The organism is Agrobacterium sp. P15N1-A (assembly GCF_044626815.1).
Classification (GTDB): Bacteria; Pseudomonadota; Alphaproteobacteria; order Rhizobiales; family Rhizobiaceae; genus Agrobacterium; species Agrobacterium leguminum.
The window spans coordinates 29,411-43,365 of record NZ_JBIUPF010000002.1 but is presented as its reverse complement, the minus strand read 5'-3'; the positions used below and the strand labels follow the sequence as shown (position 1 = coordinate 43,365).

At 59.2% G+C, this 13,955-nt stretch carries 15 protein-coding genes; 6 read left to right on the top strand and 9 right to left on the bottom strand.

The window, feature by feature from the left end; genetic code table 11:
• Window positions 1–288: 288 nt before the first annotated feature.
• Complete coding sequence (locus tag ACIK7D_RS08075) at window positions 289–1,764, top strand: NAD(P)H-hydrate dehydratase (protein WP_400156047.1); 1,476 nt, start codon at window positions 289–291, stop codon at window positions 1,762–1,764.
• A gap of 237 nt (window positions 1,765–2,001) precedes the next feature.
• Here ACIK7D_RS08075 and ACIK7D_RS08070 read toward each other — a convergent pair whose 3' ends face one another.
• Both ACIK7D_RS08070 and ACIK7D_RS08065 read right to left on the bottom strand, forming a co-directional pair.
• Window positions 2,002–3,042, bottom strand: coding sequence for a GlxA family transcriptional regulator (locus ACIK7D_RS08070; RefSeq protein ID WP_065655157.1), 1,041 nt, complete (start codon window positions 3,040–3,042; stop codon window positions 2,002–2,004).
• A gap of 271 nt (window positions 3,043–3,313) precedes the next feature.
• Window positions 3,314–3,532: a hypothetical protein gene (locus ACIK7D_RS08065; protein ID WP_262532934.1), complete on the bottom strand. Its 219-nt coding sequence runs from the start codon at window positions 3,530–3,532 to the stop codon at window positions 3,314–3,316.
• 126 nt (window positions 3,533–3,658) lie between these two features.
• Between ACIK7D_RS08065 and ACIK7D_RS08060 the strand changes: the two genes are divergently transcribed.
• Window positions 3,659–4,597 carry a LysR family transcriptional regulator gene (locus tag ACIK7D_RS08060; protein WP_020810641.1) on the top strand — a complete coding sequence of 313 codons (939 nt, stop codon included), beginning with the start codon at window positions 3,659–3,661 and terminating at the stop codon, window positions 4,595–4,597.
• A 156-nt stretch (window positions 4,598–4,753) separates the two neighbouring features.
• On the opposite strand, the gene ACIK7D_RS08055 is transcribed toward ACIK7D_RS08060, so the two are convergent.
• Both ACIK7D_RS08055 and ACIK7D_RS08050 read right to left on the bottom strand, forming a co-directional pair.
• Entirely contained in the window at window positions 4,754–5,674 is a 921-nt protein-coding gene (locus ACIK7D_RS08055; RefSeq protein ID WP_400156046.1) for a methylenetetrahydrofolate reductase, read from the bottom strand.
• Between the two features lie 90 nt (window positions 5,675–5,764).
• Window positions 5,765–6,541 carry a formyl transferase gene (locus tag ACIK7D_RS08050; RefSeq protein ID WP_400156380.1) on the bottom strand — a complete coding sequence of 259 codons (777 nt, stop codon included), beginning with the start codon at window positions 6,539–6,541 and terminating at the stop codon, window positions 5,765–5,767.
• A 192-nt stretch (window positions 6,542–6,733) separates the two neighbouring features.
• On the opposite strand from ACIK7D_RS08050, the gene ACIK7D_RS08045 reads away from it, so the two are divergent.
• Entirely contained in the window at window positions 6,734–6,895 is a 162-nt protein-coding gene (locus tag ACIK7D_RS08045; protein WP_003495552.1) for an entericidin A/B family lipoprotein, read from the top strand.
• 118 nt (window positions 6,896–7,013) lie between these two features.
• On the top strand, window positions 7,014–7,766 hold the full coding sequence (locus ACIK7D_RS08040; protein WP_400156045.1) for a phosphodiester glycosidase family protein: 753 nt from the start codon (window positions 7,014–7,016) through the stop codon (window positions 7,764–7,766).
• 318 nt (window positions 7,767–8,084) lie between these two features.
• On the opposite strand, the gene ACIK7D_RS08035 is transcribed toward ACIK7D_RS08040, so the two are convergent.
• Window positions 8,085–8,435 carry a hypothetical protein gene (locus tag ACIK7D_RS08035; protein ID WP_080816830.1) on the bottom strand — a complete coding sequence of 117 codons (351 nt, stop codon included), beginning with the start codon at window positions 8,433–8,435 and terminating at the stop codon, window positions 8,085–8,087.
• A gap of 387 nt (window positions 8,436–8,822) precedes the next feature.
• On the bottom strand, window positions 8,823–9,089 hold the full coding sequence (locus ACIK7D_RS08030; RefSeq protein ID WP_162935857.1) for a hypothetical protein: 267 nt from the start codon (window positions 9,087–9,089) through the stop codon (window positions 8,823–8,825).
• On the opposite strand from ACIK7D_RS08030, the gene ACIK7D_RS08025 reads away from it, so the two are divergent.
• Both ACIK7D_RS08025 and ACIK7D_RS08020 read left to right on the top strand, forming a co-directional pair.
• Window positions 9,088–10,491, top strand: a complete 1,404-nt coding sequence (locus tag ACIK7D_RS08025; protein ID WP_059760254.1) for an L-serine ammonia-lyase — start codon at window positions 9,088–9,090, stop codon at window positions 10,489–10,491. The two genes, ACIK7D_RS08030 and ACIK7D_RS08025, sit on opposite strands and share 2 nt — an antisense overlap.
• Window positions 10,492–10,556: 65 nt before the next feature.
• Window positions 10,557–10,991: a DUF1489 family protein gene (locus ACIK7D_RS08020; RefSeq protein ID WP_400156044.1), complete on the top strand. Its 435-nt coding sequence runs from the start codon at window positions 10,557–10,559 to the stop codon at window positions 10,989–10,991.
• An 82-nt stretch (window positions 10,992–11,073) separates the two neighbouring features.
• Here the strand turns inward: ACIK7D_RS08020 and ACIK7D_RS08015 are convergent, their stop codons facing one another.
• From ACIK7D_RS08015 to ACIK7D_RS08005, 3 genes are all read right to left on the bottom strand, one after another.
• Entirely contained in the window at window positions 11,074–11,682 is a 609-nt protein-coding gene (locus ACIK7D_RS08015) for a transglutaminase-like cysteine peptidase (RefSeq protein WP_035260634.1), read from the bottom strand.
• A gap of 712 nt (window positions 11,683–12,394) precedes the next feature.
• Complete coding sequence (locus ACIK7D_RS08010) at window positions 12,395–13,012, bottom strand: PilZ domain-containing protein (RefSeq protein WP_003508056.1); 618 nt, start codon at window positions 13,010–13,012, stop codon at window positions 12,395–12,397.
• A gap of 183 nt (window positions 13,013–13,195) precedes the next feature.
• On the bottom strand, window positions 13,196–13,753 hold the full coding sequence (locus ACIK7D_RS08005; RefSeq protein ID WP_162936632.1) for a PAS domain-containing protein: 558 nt from the start codon (window positions 13,751–13,753) through the stop codon (window positions 13,196–13,198).
• Window positions 13,754–13,955 lie beyond the last annotated feature (202 nt).

Here is a 13,955-nt window from a genome sequence, read left to right as displayed (position 1 = left end):
TGCCAGATCGGAAGCGGGCTTGAAGAAAAAACTTCGATCCCCCGGCTTTCCGACACAAAATGCATTCGCTTTTTGCGCTTTTCCAGCCAATTTCTCGCGGAAACCCGAAAAATCCATCAGCATTTCTGTGAATTTGTATTATTTTAGTTTTTTTGAATATTTGGAAAAGTGCGAGCGGAGCAATGGCTGTTTGTTTATATTTTATGCATTTGTCTATTATTTAGACATGGCTATTTGCTTATTTTTGTATCGATTGCCTTTCCGGCGTTTTGAAGGGATGATCGGGACATGAAATCCCTTCCGCGCCTCTTCCTGATCGATCCTGTTGTCATGGCCCGCATCGATGCGGCGGCCGGGCAATCCGGCATTCCTCTTTATGACCTGATGGAGCGGGCGGGGCAGGCGGTTGCGGCCTCGGTGCTGCGTCACTATCCGCGGGCGCAGCGTTTCGTCGTGCTCTGTGGTGGCGGCAACAATGGCGGCGATGGTTATGTGGCGGCGCGGGCGCTTTTGCAGAGCGGGGCGGTCGTTGCGGTTCATCATCTCGGCGATGTCGGTGCGCTCAGGGGCGATGCACGGACGGCATTCGAGCGGAGCGGCGTGACGCCGCTGCCGCTTGACGGGTATTCCCCTATTGCCGGCGACGTGGTGATCGATGCGGTGTTCGGGGCCGGACTGTCCCGCGATGTTCCGCAGGAGCTTATTCGAGTGATCGAGGCGGTCACGCGGGCGAAGGTGCCGGTTCTCGCCGTCGACCTGCCCTCGGGTCTCTGCGGCAGGCGGGGCGTGCCTCTCGGCGCATCGTTCAGGGCCGAGCGGACGGTGACCTTCATGGCGCGCAAGCCGGGTCATGTGCTGATGCCGGGGCGAGAGCTTTGTGGAAAGCTCGAGGTGTTCGATATCGGCATTCCGTCCCGCATCCTTGATGCCCATGCGGGATCGGTGGCGGAAAATAGCCCTCTGATCTGGCGGGATGCCTTGCCTCATGCCGATATGGAAACCCATAAATTCCGTCGCGGGCATCTGACCGTTTTTTCCGGCCCGGCCCATGCGACGGGCGCAAGCCGCATGACCGCGCTTTCGGCACTGAAGGCGGGGGCGGGGATCGTCACCATCGCTGCGCCGAGGCAAGCGCTCGACGTGCTGTCCGTTACGCTGACGGCGGTGATGAACGCACCGGTGGACGATGCCGACGATCTGCAGTCGTGGCTGGACGATGGGCGTCATGGCACCTTCGTTCTCGGCCCGGGTTTCGGCGACCTCGAAAAGGCGCGGCAATTCGTGTCCCTGCTTGGAGACAGGGCTGTGGTGCTGGATGCCGATGCGATCACGGCTTTCAGGGATCATAAGGAGGCCCTGTTTGGGCTTGTCACGTCAGGCACGGGCAAATTCGTGCTGACGCCGCATGAGGGCGAGTTTGCGCGACTTTTTCCCGATCTTGCCGCCGACAGGATGCTGAGCAAGATCGAGAAGGCGCAGGCCGCCTCGGCCCGCAGCGGCGCCGTGCTGGTCTATAAGGGCGCGGACACGGTGATTGCCGCGCCGGATGGGTGGGCGCTGGTCAACACCAATGCTCCCGCGAGCCTTGCGACGGCTGGATCAGGGGACGTGCTGGCCGGTATCATCGGCGCGCTGCTGGCGCAGGGAGCTCCCGCCTTCGAGGCGGCTGCGGCCGGGGTCTGGCTGCATGGCGAGGCGGGCCACCGGGCGGGAGACGGCTTGACGGCGGAGGACCTTGCCCATGCGGTCCGGCCGTTTGGGTGAATTGGTCTGATTGTGTTTGCTAGCCGCTGACAGATTCGGGGGTTTAGCAAAGTTCCATCATCCGCACTCGGTCACCCCGGACTGGATCCGGGGCCTAGCGCGATCAAGTTCTGATCGCAATAGACTCTTCTCACGGCGCAGACGCGCCGTGACTGGATGCCGGATCAAGTCCGGCATGACGGAGGAGAGGTTTATCCCTGAAACAAGTCCGTTGCGTTTGCGGCATTCAGCCCGCATTCAATGCGCGGCCTTGCCTGCCTGGCTCGCCATCGCCATTCGCGAGGCGCTGATCAGGAGCTTGCGCTCGGCGCGTTCCTGCTGCGGCGTGCGATTGTAGATTTCGCGATAACACTTGGAAAAATGCGAGGCGGAGACGAAACCGCAGGCGACGGCGACTTCGACAACCGGCATGGCCGATTGCACCAGCAGGTGGCGGGCGCGGTCGAGGCGGATTTCGAGATAATAGCGGGCGGGCGAGCGGCCCATTTCCTGGCGGAAGAGGCGCTCCACCTGCCGGCGCGACAGATCGGCGGCATCGGCGATGTCGAGCAGCGACAGCGGTTCGGCGAGATTGCCTTCCATCAATTCGATGATCGACAGGACCTTGCTGTTCTGTACGCCGAGACGGGCGCGCAGCGGCAGGCGCTGGCGGTCGTTGGGGCTGCGCACCCGGTCGGTCAATTGCTGTTCGCAGACGCGGTTGACAAGGTTTTCGCCGAAATCCTGGCCGATCAGGCTCAGCATCATGTCGAGTGAGGCCGTGCCGCCGGCGCAGGTATAGATGTTGCTGTCGACTTCGAAGAGGTCCGCGTAGACTTCCACCTGCGGGAAGGCTTCGGAAAAACCGGGCAGGTTTTCCCAGTGGATCGCGCAGCGCTTGCCGTTCAAAAGGCCCGCCTGTGCGAGAATATGGGCGGCGGTACAGAGGCTGCCGATGGCGATGCCGCGATTATAGGCTTCGCGCAGCCAGGCATTGACGGATTTGTTGATGTGTTGATCCACATCGATGCCCGAACAGATGATCGCCATTTCCGGGCGGTTTTCGCCGTTGACGTAGCGCCGCTCATCGGCAAGACAGGTGTCGGGCTCAAGACAGATGCCGCTTGACGACATGACCTTCTGGCCATCGAGCGAGGAGAGGCGCCACTCATAGGCCTGATAGCCCAACATTCGGTTGGCGATGCGAAGCGTTTCAACCGCTGCGGCGAATGGCAGCATGGTAAATTGCGGAATGAGAAAAAAGACGATTGAGCGCTTCTTCTGGGAGTTTCTGCTCATTTGCCCGTGCTCCGTTGCGAATACGCAATTCCTCCCTTGGAATTGGTCTTCTGGATGTCCTGTCTACGACATCTTTAACGAAAAATACGCCGTGGAATCGGGGCTGTCAAAAAATCGCTTTTGAAATATGCAAATTTTGCGACAAGCCTTTAAAAAAGGCGGCGTGTCGCATGTAAAACAGGCAGGCTATTTTGCGCCCTTGTCCTTCCATTCGAAGGGCGGGCAGGGATGGCTCGCACGTCTCGAAACGTTGCGAGCCACCGGTTGAACGTCATCTGCGGATGACGTTTATGCGGCTGTTGTCCGTCGTCGGCCATCCGATATCCTTCAATGTTTCAGGCGGCAATGCCTCCAGTGCGCGAAGCATTTTTGCGCGACGCCATGCGGCGTAACGGGCGGCAACATGGTCAGACAGGCGATGAAGCCAGCCGCTGGATGACGGACGGTGCGAGGAACGGTTCGCCACGGGGAGATAATGTATCATGGTCATGTCTTGATCCTTTCCTGAACCACGATCCTGTTTGCGACTTCGGTATGCGCTTGCCGACGAGGCCAAATCCGCCCCGTCAATCGATGTCCCGGATGGTGCGCGCTTGTTGACATTCAATCAAACGAAATGATATCCATCTATAAATCAAAATATTTGAAGGTGCGTGCCATGACCGTGACTTTCCGCCAACCGCTGCCGTTGCTGGATAACGACATATTGAGAACCTTCGTCGCCATCGCGGAAACGGGAAATTTCTCCACCGCCGCGGAAGTGGTGTTCCGAACGCCCTCTGCCGTTTCCATGCAGATCAAGAAGCTTGAAGAGCAGTTGAAAACGACGCTTTTCCTGCGCGATGCCCGCTCGGTGACATTGACGGCGCATGGGGAGACGCTTCTGACCTATGCGCGGCGCATGATCGCGCTCTCCAACGAGGCCGTATCGCGTTTCGTCATGCCGGAGCTTTCCGGCGTCGTCCGTCTCGGCGCGCCGGAGGATATTGGCGAGCGTGGCCTGCTGCCGGGCATTCTCAAGCGTTTTGCCGAAGCTTTCCCCGGCATCATGATCGATGTCACCATCGATTCCAGCTCCAATCTCTATAAGCGCATGGATGAGCAAAGGCTCGATCTTGCCCTCGTCAACTGCGCCTCCCATCCCCTTCGGGATACGGGCGAGGTGCTGATGCGTGAGCGCCTCGTCTGGGCGGGCGCCAAATGCGGTACCGCCTATCTGCGCGATCCGCTGCCGATCTCGATCTGGGAAGAGGGCTGCATCTGGCGCTCGGAAGCGATCCATTCGCTGGAAAAGCGCGGCCGCAATTTCCGCGTGGCCTATCTCAGCGGCCATACCATGGCGCAGCGCGCGGCGATTGCCGCCGATCTCGCCATCGCGCCGCTGCCGCGATCCTATGTACAGAACGACATGGTCATTCTGGGCGACAAGGAGGGCCTGCCGGAACTCGGCTGTTTCGATATCCGCCTGATCATGGGTGACAAGGCGTCCCGCCCTGTTCTTGCCGTGGCTGAAAGCATTCGAAACGCTTTTGTCGAAGTCGCCAAGGCGGCGTGAGATATTGGCAGTGCGCGGCGGCCGTGGCCCGTCGCGCCTCCAGAACGGCGGTTTTCAGAGTTTTTTCGCTTTTCTTCGAATCGCGAAAACACTCTGACTCTTTGTTTTGGGGCATTTCCGGACGGAAAACCGGGTTCCACTTTTCCTGGAAATGCTCTAGCCCGCCATTGAATCCGGCGATGCCGAACGGTCCACCGCACCGGTTTGCCAGCTTCCGCGTTTGACCAGCCAGTCAGCCGAATTCTGCAATCCGCCGAAGGGGAAGACGTGAATTTGCCGTATCGGCCCTTGCGGATTGGCCTGCCAGTGCCGCTCGATCGGCCCGACGATGCTTTCCGGTGAGTGCCCCTTGGCAAGCGTCGTCAGCGAAAGCGCGTTCTTCTTGAGATAGGCGATGGAATTGCCGACGCCGCAGAGCGCGGCATATTTCAGAAGCGTCGTGATCTTGGCCGGGCCGGAAACGCCGATATGCACCGGAAGCTCGATGCCTGACGCCGCTAACCCTTCCGCCCAGGCGATGAAACGCGCGGGATCGAAACCGAACTGGGTGACGATGCGCATTGCGGCATCGCTTCTTTCGGCAAAATCACGTTTCAGCCTGAGTGCGGCCATCGCCGTGTCGTCGTTGAAGTCGGGGCTGCCTTCCGGGTGGCCGGCGATGGCGATCTGTCTTATGCCGCAACGGTCGAAAATGCCGGTGGACAGCATGTCCATGCTGGATGCGAAGGGACCGACCGGCCGGTCGACGCCGCCGCCGACAACCAGAACATCGGTTACGCCCGCTTCTCCGGCAAGCCGTTTTACCTGTTCCTCAAACGCTGCGCGGGAGGGGATGCGCCGCGCTGCAAGATGCGGCACCGGCTCGTAACCGAGGTCGCGCAAATGTCCTGCGGCTTCGACGACCCTTTCCTGCGAGGCCGCTCCAGTGTCGGTGAGATAGACGCGCACACCCTGCGGAAAGAGACCGGCAAGGTCGGTCGAGCCAAGCACCTGCGCGGGCGAGGCTTCGATGGAGGCGGGAATGATGGAAGCGACGGAAATATCGGGCAATTTGTGCGTGATCCTTTTTATTATCATGCACCTATTTTGCGGCGAAGTCTGTGCCTGTTGCGGCAAGACAGGCTTGCATCTGCGACGAAGCTCGTCCCCAATCCCTGACGCGCGGCTTCACCAGATCCGTTTCGTCAGGCCGTTCCAAAGCCATGTCCAGATGGTCGGCGGGAAGCGCAGTACCGATTTGCCGGGTGAGGGCGGCTGCGGCGCAAGGCTGCCGGAAAGGGCGTCCTCGATGGCGCTGACGGCGATATCCACCGAAGCGGCGGTCAAAAGCAGCGGATAGGTGGCGATCGTGTCGGAAGGGGACGGTTTCAGCCGCTTCTCGTAGAGCGTGGCGCCGGTATCCACGCCCTTGTCGACCAGATGCACGGTCGCGCCGAAATTGCCGCGGTCTTTTTCCACCAGCGCCCAGTATCCGCCCATCTGCCCACGATAGGCGGGGTTGATGCCGGCGTGGAAATTGATGACCGGGCATTGCAGGGCCTGAAGCGTGGTCGGCGTCAGCAGGCGGCAGGAAATGGTGAAGATCGCCGCCGGTTTCAGCAGACTGGCGGCCTTGCGGCATTCCTCATCGTTGAGCGAGGCGAATTGGGTGACGGGGAGGCTGTGATGGAGATCGGGAGAAAGGCCGTGTTCGGCGATGATCGCCTCGCTTCTGCGAACCGTGAAGCGTTTGCCGAGCCGCGAGGCGATCATCGTCGCCATCTGGCCCGCAGCGACTATCCAGCCGAGCCTTCGCGCGCGCCGCCTGAGAATGACCGACTTGCTTTCCGGCTGCTCCATGAAAACATGGATGTCGGGAAATCGGGCCGCCAGCGCATTGATCATGACATTGGGGTTCACCCCGCCCGCCGTCATCACCAGAAGCCGATTGTTGATGTCAGTCATATCACCCACGGGATTTTCCTAAGCCATGATCCAGACGCCGAGTTTCACGCGTGAACTTCAAAACCATGTTAATTTTCATCGACAGGATTTTTTGAAATGCCGCTGGAACGGATTTTTGGGACTCACGTTATTGTGACGCATATCACATCGGTACTTGCCTTTGGACGGCAAGTCATAGGGGAGTAGTTTCACATGATCACACGCATTCTTTCGACCGTTTTCGTGGCTTTGTTGACCGTTGTCACCCTGAGCTCCTGCGGTAACACCATTCGCGGCATGGGTCGGGACACGGCGAACGCCGTCGACGCGACGCAGGATGCCGGCCGCAATGTGGACCGCGCCGCACGTCGCTGACGACATCTCCCCTTAAAGGTCCGGCGTCATCCTGAAACACGGGTGACGCCTTTTCTTTGTCCGAATTTTCCTGCGAATGTGCCCGAACGAGAATCACGGGGCGGGCATGAACGGATCGATGAAAAGACTGGCCAAGCTACTGTTGCCATTGCTGTTGCCGTTTTCGGCTCAGGCCGGCGGGCAGGCGGATTTCTGCAGGATCATGGACCATGCGGGCGGTCGTTATACCGTCTGCAGTTTCGATCCGGCAAAAAGCACCATCCGTATTTACGACCGCGATCATGTCTCCGGCCAGGGATATGGCTCCTTTGCCGCTCTCTCCTCGGCGCTGTGGCGGCAGCACATGTTCAGCGTCTTTGCCATGAATGGCGGCATGTACCATTCGGACTATTCCCCCGTCGGGCTCTTTATCGAAAATGGCATCGAACGCTCGCCGATCAGCACCGGCGGCGGCTGGGGCAATTTTCATCTTCTGCCCAATGGCGTGTTTTATCTGAAGGGGACTGCGGCCGGCGTGCTGGAAACGCAGGCCTATCTGGCGGCCGGCGTGAAACCGGACTTCGCCACGCAATCCGGGCCGATGCTCGTCATCGATGGCAAACTGCATCCGCGCTTTCTGCCCGATAGCGACAGCCTGAAGCGGCGCAACGGCGTCGGCGTTTCCCGCGATGGCATGGTGCATTTCGCCATTTCGGAAAATACCGTGCGCTTTTACGATTTCGCCACGCTGTTCAGGGATGTGCTGGACGCGCCGAATGCGCTCTATCTCGACGGCACCATATCCAGCGTCGATATTCCCGCGATGAAAAGGCGGGACTCGCTGTTTCCGATGGGGCCGATCATCGCCGTTGTCGACAGGGTGCCGGATTAGGTGTTCGCTTTCAGGAAGTTGTCCATTGGCAACGGGTCAAGGGTGTGTGGGGCTTTACCCCCCTCTGTCCTGCCGGACATCTCCCCCTCAAGGGGGGAGATCGATCTGCGGCAAGGTCTCGCCCATCTCAACGTCGGCGAATGAAGCGGTGACAATGCCGCTTGCCGATCTCCCCCCTTGAGGGGGAGATGTCCGGCAGGACAGAGGGGGGTAGAGCCCCACGCACCTCCGGTCCGTTGCCAATGGACAACCTTCTGAAAGCTAACAGCTAGAGCAGGTTTTCGCCCGAAATGCCGCTCCCATGCTCCAGCCGGAAGATCAGATCGGCGCTTTGGGATAGGCTTTTTCAAGACCCGCGGATGCCGTCAACCCTTTGCGGAAGGCCAGATAAGCGGGGTGCTGGCTGGTTTTGGCTGTTTCCGCGAGGCGAATCTGCAGGCGGGCAGGGGCGTTGGTGCCGAGCCATTCACCAGCGGCTTCCAGTTTCAGGCTGTTGAGGAAGCGGGCACTGGCCTGCTGGTCGAGATATAGATTGAGGCCGGCCAGCAGGTTTTCATCCTGCAAGGCGTTTTCCATCAGCAACGACACCCATGCCTTGTCCTCGCTTGCAAGCGAAGTCAGTTTCGAAGCGACCGTTTCGCGATCGGGAAAAGAGGATGCCTGCTGCATGAAATGAGTCCCGTTGTCGTTATCCGTCGTCGATAAAGCAGAGGTGTTGTGCTTTCAAGGCGCGGCGACTGTGGAATAAATTCGACTTTGCCGTGTCGGCGGCCAAGGTTTTCAACAGGTGTTTGTAGGAAAGCTTTAAATAACGGTTACACTTTAGCCTAAATTGCGGCGAAGCCCAAAATGGCGCTTATGCGGGCCTCACGCTAACACCTTGTTTTTTCACATACCTATGCACGGGGCGAATGGCAGCCTGTCGAAAACGCCTTCATTTAGCCGCTTTTTGCATTTGCCTTCGCCGCCGGATTTTAATAAATGCTTGCCTCAACGGGCCGGGTCTTGAAGATCCCCCGGAGAGTGAATAGCTGGAGTAATCATGGAAGAAACCGCTCAGAAATCCTGCTGGGGCGTCACCTTGCGCGCACTTGCAGGCTTTGCCGCTTTTCTCGCATTGACGTACATTTTTGGCAGCCCATAAGCATCTCTCCTGAATGACGGGTTTTGAAACGGCGCGGTTTTCCTTTGGAAACCGTGCTGTTTTCGTTTGAAGGCAATTATGTCGCAGCTGCGCAAACCGCTGACGCTCTTTTGTGGCGATCCGTTTCGGCTTTGGATATGATGGTGGTGGAATCCATTCTTATTCAAGGCGAACTTCATGTTTCTTTCGGTCTTTGACGTCTTCAAGATCGGTATCGGTCCTTCGAGCTCCCATACGATGGGGCCGATGACGGCAGCCAACCGCTTTCTGGCGCTGATCCTCAGCGATGAGTGGCCGCGGCCGGCAGGTGCGGCCGTTGCGCAACTGAAGGTCAGCCTGCATGGCTCTCTCGCCTTTACCGGCATCGGCCACGGTACCGGGCGTGCCGTCATTCTCGGCCTCACCGGCGAACGGCCGGATATTGTCGACCCCGATGCGATGGACGCCATCATCGAGACGGTGGAAAAGGCCGGCGCCGTGACGCCGCCCGGCCATCCGTCCTATGTGTTCCGCCCGGCCGAAGATCTGGTCTTCGACAAGAAGAACCCGCTGCCAGGCCATGCCAACGGCATGACCTTTTCCGCCTTCGACAATCAGGGCAGGCTGCTCATCAAGCGCATCTATTATTCCGTCGGCGGCGGGTTCGTCGTGACCGATACGGAGCTGGAGGCGATCAAGCAGCGCGGCAAGACCATCGATAACGGTCCGCGCGTGCCTTATCCCTTCGCCACCGCGCGGGAGATGCTGGATATGGCGGCCCGTTCCGGCCGCACCATCGCCCAGATGAAGCGGGCCAACGAGGAGACGGTGGTTTCCCGCGAGGAGCTGAACGAGCGTCTCGACCAGATCTGGGAAGCGATGAACGGCTGTATCGAGCGCGGTCTGAAAGTGGACGGCATCATGCCTGGCGGCCTGAAGGTGCGCCGCCGCGCCCGTTCCATTTACGAGAAGCTGAATGCGGAATGGCGCAGCAACCGGCTGAACCCCGTCATGGCCAATGACTGGTTGAGCGTCTACGCCATGGCGGTGAACGAGGAAAACGCCGCCGGCGGCCGCGTGGTGACCGCGCCGACCAACGGTGCGGCAGGCGTCGTTCCGGCCACCGTCAGATATTTCCGGCATTTCCATGAGGATGCGAGCGTCGATGACGTGCGCGACTTTTTGCTGACGGCGGCCGCCATCGGCGGCATCATCAAGCACAATGCCTCGATTTCAGGCGCGGAAGTGGGCTGTCAGGGCGAGGTGGGCTCGGCTTCCGCCATGGCGGCGGCAGGCCTTGCCGCGGTTATGGGCGGATCGCCGGAACAGGTGGAAAATGCCGCCGAGATCGCGCTCGAGCATCATCTCGGCATGACCTGCGATCCGATTGCCGGGCTTGTGCAGGTGCCGTGCATCGAACGTAATGCCATGGGAGCGGTGAAAGCGGTGACGGCGGCCTCGCTGGCGCTGAAGGGCGACGGCCAGCATTTCGTGCCGCTCGATGCCTGTATCGAGACCATGCGCCAGACCGGCAACGACATGAGCGAGAAATACAAGGAAACTTCCACCGGCGGCCTTGCCGTGAACGTTGTGGAGTGCTGAGCGGGCAGGGCGTCAGGCATGGTTGCCATGCTTGACGCCCGCCGCAAAAAGGCATTGATAGAACCATGCCTTTACATCTCATCAAACTTTGCGTCGGCGCGGATTCAATCCAGGACTTGAGAGACTGGGTCGCGCATCGTGCTCTGACTGCAATTGCCGCGGGCCTCGAGCCGCATAGCGTCCACACCACCCGCATGATCCCGAAACGTGTCGAGGAATTGCTCGAGGGCGGTTCGCTCTACTGGGTCATCAAGGGGCAGGTTCAGGCGCGGCAGAAACTTCTCGATATCCGCTCCTTCAAGGGCGAAGACGGTATCTCCCGCTGCGATCTCATTCTCGGCCCGGAGGTCATCGAAACCTCACCTGCGCCGAAGCGCCCGTTTCAGGGCTGGCGTTACCTGAAGGACGACGAGGCGCCCCGCGATTTCGGCGGCGGCACGGGCGGCGAGGATATGCCTTCCGATCTCAGGCGGGAACTGGCGGAGCTTGGGCTGCTCTGACGCTTAACGGATTTGAATATGAAAAAGCCGGCATCCTTTCGGAGCCGGCTTTTTCATTTGGGGAGACGGGTCGGTCGTGCGGTTAGTTGATGCCGCCGACCGCATTGGTGGCGCGGCCATCCTGAATTTTGACCCAGCGGCCGGGATTGGCGGTGTCCTGGCGCTTCAGGTAGGTATATTCGGTTTCCGACCAGTTCATGACCTTGTTGCGCATGTTGTCGAGAACGAAATCGCCACGATCGGTGCGGACGGTCAGAACGGCATGGCCTTCACCATTCGGCTGCAGAACCACGGTGATCAAGAGGTTGGAGGCGGAGAAGCCCTTGTTCATCAGCATCTTGCGCTTCAGGAGCACGAAGTCTTCGCAATCGCCGACCGTGGTGGGATAGGCCCAGCGTTCTTCGACGCCATAGATTTCCATGTCGGTCATCGGCGTGATGGTGGTGTTGACGGTGTAGTTGACGTCGAGCATCGTCTTCCAGCGCTCTTCGGTCAGCTTCATCGGGCCGTTGTCCAGCGAGGTTGGCTGGCATTCGCTCTGATAGGTCTGGCAGAATTCATAGTGGCCGATCGGCGGATTGGCCTTGCCGATGACGCGCATGACGGCGGCCGGCGAGGCGCTTGCCTGATGCGCGAAGGCGCTGACGATGAATGCGATCAGAGTGAAAACGAAACGGTTGTTCTTGTTCATTGCTTGTCTCCCCGTGGTGAGGAGACATTCGCAGGTATATTTTGACCCGGCGGAAATTTGCGAAGCGCAATTTGAGCTTAAATTTCAGCAAATTAGCCGTTGTTTTGAACTGTATTCGAACTAGTTTTTATGCGTGTTTGAAGCAAATTTTATTACAATTTTACGCATCCTGGCTTTAGGCTTTTGGTAGCCATCTAGACTACTGTATTGACAGCGGTTTTCCGCGTCCTGCGGCTTTCGTGGTTGCGCGCGGCTGGCTTGCGGCGCGTGGCGAAGAGGTGGATTTCCCGTTTTGGGATGGCTGTTTCAGGCTGGGACAGGCCGGAAAAAGCGACAAAAAAACTTCAAAAAAAACGCATTTTTTCTGGAAAAAGTTTTGCGGAGCGATTTTCGTGCCGTTGATGATCTGGCCAAGGGCGCAACATGTTCCGCCGCGCCCATCCTCTTTACCGACTATGGTGGATCCAGGACAGCCCGCCGCATGCCTAGGCGTCAGGGCATGAAAATGGAAGTTCGGTAGCGAGAAGTGAGAATAAAGCACCTGACGCCAGGAGCGGCTGGTGAACCCGATATGGCGGAAGACAGGGCACAGCTTGCCAAGACGCCATCCGGGAATCTTCGCAATGATGCGATTGGGGCGAGCGCAAAACGCGCCAAAAATGCCGCAGGCATTCTTGCAGGCGTAAAACCTGCCGTGTCCGGGTGGAACTGCTTAGAGAAATTCGATCAGTGCGTCGGGCGACTGGACGCGGTCGAATTCGACGGCGACGCCCTCCATGAAGTGGCGCACGATCTTGCCGCTCATGTTCTTGCCGAGCTGGACCCGGCTTCCGAGCGGCGGCCGGTTTTCGATCTCGATTGCCGCGCCCGACAGGGAAAGGTCGATCAGCCGGCAGGCGACGAGCACGCCGTCTTCCAGAACGAGCTGGGCTCTCGCATTGCGCGGCGTCAGGCGATCGTGGCGACGGTCTTCCGGCAGTCCGAGCAATTGACGCTTGGCGATCCAGGCGAGCTGCGCGGCGAGTTTTTCTCGCTTGCGCTCCGGCGCGTTGATGGCGATGAGGAAGCCCGATGCGGTGAGCGATGTCACCGTGCCTTCGATGCGGCCGATATGCTGGAGATAGGCGATGACGCGGTCGCCGTGGCGGGCAATGCCCGAGCAGGTGAACTGCGCTCTTTCGGCGGTCATCTCGGTCGCGGTGCAATCATATTCTTCATGGTCGGGCAACATCAGGCGGCCGGTGAAGGACACGCGGACGGCGTCGTCGAGATGAGCTTCCTCAACCGGACGCAGGATTTGGGCGGTGTTGACCGAACGGGACGAAAACATGGGCAGCGCAATTGTAATGAATGATGACGGTAAGTTTCTACCCTGCGCGAGTTAACAGACTGTATTGTTTAATCTCTACAATTTTTCTGATCGGCAATATCGTTACAGTTCTGACGTATTTTTTTGAAATTCCGGTGCTGCCGGACCTCTCCCGGAGGAGCGGAGAGCGTTGGAACAGGTCCGTCAGCAGCTTTCGGCGCGCGGTGTATCCTCGGCCCCCTTGTTCAGCGGATACCCTTCCGGCGCGATGTCCAGGCGCAGCAGGCGGCTGCTTTTCATGGACAGGCACTGGATGGGCGCGGCGAATTCGTGTCTCGGCCGCTCCGCAAGCAGCGCCCCGAGCAACCTTGGGGCGGCGTCGGGATCGGTGCGCAGCGGCAGGAGCAGCATTTCGAACGCCAGCGGTGCCGCGCCATAGCCGTCCTCCGCTTCGACATCGAAGACCACGGGCAACTGGTGGTGCAGGATGCCGCGCGCGACGCGGCAGGGGAAGACGGCATTTGCCGGCTGCCACAATTCCGAAAACGGGCGATCCCGCAATTCCCGGCCGAACAGGTCGCAAAGACGAGTACCGGCAAGGCGGAAGAACGGGGTGTTCTCTCCCTTGTCCGTGAGGATAAAAAGATCGCCAAGGTGATGTTTCAGCTTTGCGGGATCGATGTCCTCGCGCCGCGGGGCCGATCGCTTGCCGCGCAGTTCATCCCAATAGGCATATATGTCCAGTCCGGCCATGCTCTTCATAGCATCTCTCCATGTTCGTTTTTGGGACATCATGTCCATCCGAACGTCTGTATCTGGAGGTGTAGCGATTTTCGTGCCAAGCGGATTTGTTAAGGTTAACAAAGGGTTGATATTGAATGACGGCGGCGGTCGTGGCATCGGAACGGCCATGTCGGGGAAAGCTCCGTCAGCACAATTCGATGGCGTCGCCTGTTCATTTACG

Bases quoted from the DNA above. Each gene is read 5' to 3' on its own strand.
- ACIK7D_RS08075 (WP_400156047.1), top strand. From the start codon at position 289: ATGAAATCCCTTCCGCGCCTCTTCCTGATCGATCCTGTTGTCATGGCC.
- ACIK7D_RS08070 (WP_065655157.1), bottom strand. From the start codon at position 3,042: ATGAGCAGAAACTCCCAGAAGAAGCGCTCAATCGTCTTTTTTCTCATT.
- ACIK7D_RS08065 (WP_262532934.1), bottom strand. From the start codon at position 3,532: ATGACCATGATACATTATCTCCCCGTGGCGAACCGTTCCTCGCACCGT.
- ACIK7D_RS08060 (WP_020810641.1), top strand. From the start codon at position 3,659: ATGATATCCATCTATAAATCAAAATATTTGAAGGTGCGTGCCATGACC.
- ACIK7D_RS08055 (WP_400156046.1), bottom strand. From the start codon at position 5,674: ATGATAATAAAAAGGATCACGCACAAATTGCCCGATATTTCCGTCGCT.
- ACIK7D_RS08050 (WP_400156380.1), bottom strand. From the start codon at position 6,541: ATGACTGACATCAACAATCGGCTTCTGGTGATGACGGCGGGCGGGGTG.
- ACIK7D_RS08045 (WP_003495552.1), top strand. From the start codon at position 6,734: ATGATCACACGCATTCTTTCGACCGTTTTCGTGGCTTTGTTGACCGTT.
- ACIK7D_RS08040 (WP_400156045.1), top strand. From the start codon at position 7,014: ATGAAAAGACTGGCCAAGCTACTGTTGCCATTGCTGTTGCCGTTTTCG.
- ACIK7D_RS08035 (WP_080816830.1), bottom strand. From the start codon at position 8,435: ATGCAGCAGGCATCCTCTTTTCCCGATCGCGAAACGGTCGCTTCGAAA.
- ACIK7D_RS08025 (WP_059760254.1), top strand. From the start codon at position 9,088: ATGTTTCTTTCGGTCTTTGACGTCTTCAAGATCGGTATCGGTCCTTCG.
- ACIK7D_RS08030 (WP_162935857.1), bottom strand. From the start codon at position 9,089: ATGAAGTTCGCCTTGAATAAGAATGGATTCCACCACCATCATATCCAA.
- ACIK7D_RS08020 (WP_400156044.1), top strand. From the start codon at position 10,557: ATGCCTTTACATCTCATCAAACTTTGCGTCGGCGCGGATTCAATCCAG.
- ACIK7D_RS08015 (WP_035260634.1), bottom strand. From the start codon at position 11,682: ATGAACAAGAACAACCGTTTCGTTTTCACTCTGATCGCATTCATCGTC.
- ACIK7D_RS08010 (WP_003508056.1), bottom strand. From the start codon at position 13,012: ATGTTTTCGTCCCGTTCGGTCAACACCGCCCAAATCCTGCGTCCGGTT.
- ACIK7D_RS08005 (WP_162936632.1), bottom strand. From the start codon at position 13,753: ATGAAGAGCATGGCCGGACTGGACATATATGCCTATTGGGATGAACTG.